This window comes from Hydrogenivirga sp. 128-5-R1-1 (genome assembly GCF_000171895.1).
The window spans coordinates 1-1,631 of the sequence record NZ_ABHJ01000290.1 but is presented as its reverse complement, the minus strand read 5'-3'; the positions used below and the strand labels follow the sequence as shown (position 1 = coordinate 1,631).

Genomic DNA, 1,631 nt, shown 5'->3' with positions numbered 1-1,631 from the left:
TTACTGGCATCACATACCAAATGAAATCCACCAATTCCCTTAATTGCGAGGATTTTTCCCTCTTTTAAAAGAGCTACTGTGTCTTTTAAAGCTTGCTGTTTTTCTGATACAAGTTTTTTATCTGAAGTGTAAAGAGTTATATAAGGACCACAAACAGGACAGGCATTCGGTTGAGCATGAAATCTTCTATCTTCTGGATTATTGTATTCACTTTCACAGTCTAAGCACATTTTAAACTTTTTCATTGTTGTATTTGGTCTATCATAAGGCAGTTTTTCAATAATAGTAAAACGGGGTCCACAGTTAGTGCAGTTTATAAATGGGTATCTGTATCTTCGGTTTTTCGGGTCATTAAGTTCTTTCAAACATTCTTCACATGTTGAAATATCAGGTAGGATAAAAACCTCTTTTTTTCCTACTGCTTTTGAGCTTCTTATCTCAAAATCTTTAAATTTTGCTTGTGGAAGCTGTTCTATTTCCTGTGAAAATATATGGGCAAGTGGTGGTTTTTCTGTATGTATTGAGATTAAAAATTGATTTATATCTTTTTCTTTTCCTTGTATTTCAATAATAACTCCATAAGTATCATTTATCACATATCCTTTTAGATTTAACTTTTTAGCAAGATTATAAACAAAAGGTCTAAAACCTACTCCCTGAACCGCACCTGTAAGATGAATTTTTAATCTTTTTTCCAATGTTTTCCTCTAAAAATCATGTGTATGGTAATGTCTATGTTCTAATTTGCCATGTCTGTGTCTGTGAATGTGGACAAGTCCTGCCTTTTTTAACATTTCAACATCTCTTACAAACTCTTCAAGATTTCCATCATATATTATTTGGTGGTCTTCTGACAATACAAGTCCCCTATCTCCAAGCTCCAAAGATAAACTTAAATTATGTGTTGTTATGATAGTCGTTAAATTAAGCTCATATAAAAAGTCTATAAGCCACCCGGTAGTTTTTGGGTCTAAGTTTGCCGTTGGCTCATCAAGTAGTAAAACTTCAGGTTCTAAAATTAAAAGTGCAGCAAGGCATACCTTCTGCTTTTCTCCGCCACTTAGATTAAACGGTGGTTCATTTAAGTATTTATAAACTCCAAGCTTCTCTGCCCAGTATTTTACCTTCTCATCAATATCTTCATTTTTATCTCCAAGCTGTCTCAATCCAAAAGCTATCTCATCATAAACTGTAGGATTAAATATCATACTGTCTGGGTTTTGAAATAAAAACACAACTTCCTTTCTAAATTTTTTGTTAAACTTCTTATTTTTTAACTGTTTTTTATTAATCTCTACCCCTTTATAGAAATACTTTCCCTTTTGAGGGAACAAAAGCCCATTTATTATTTTTAAAAGGGTAGATTTACCACTTCCATTTATTCCAAGCAGAACTATTTTTTCTTTTTTCTTAATTTTAAACGAAATATTTTTTAAAATTTCTTTATTTTCGTATGAAAAGTAAACATTTTCTAATTTAATCATCAAAAATCCCCTTGACTTCATAGCCTCTGAAATTTCTTTTGTGTTATTTATTGATTTATTTAAGAAGAAAAAAACAAATTAGATATAAAATTTTATTATCTTTTAATCTGGGTTTTTTATAATTCTACTTTTAAGTGCAAGTTTAAA

The 1,631-nt window shown here is 30.5% G+C and carries 2 protein-coding genes; both read right to left on the bottom strand.

Features of this window, described 5'->3' with window-relative positions; translation table 11 throughout:
- Positions 1-698, bottom strand: a 698-nt coding sequence (locus HG1285_RS02335) for an acylphosphatase (protein ID WP_008289156.1), incomplete at its 3' end; no start/stop codon positions are given.
- Positions 699-707: 9 nt separating this feature from the next.
- A complete protein-coding gene (locus HG1285_RS02340; RefSeq protein ID WP_008289155.1) occupies positions 708-1,505 on the bottom strand; it encodes an ABC transporter ATP-binding protein in 798 nt (265 codons plus the stop codon).
- Between the last annotated feature and the right edge of the window lie 126 nt (positions 1,506-1,631).

What these genes read in the sequence shown, in the direction of transcription:
- HG1285_RS02340 (WP_008289155.1), bottom strand. Translation starts at nt 1,505, where the DNA reads ATGAAGTCAAGGGGATTTTTGATGATTAAATTAGAAAATGTTTACTTT.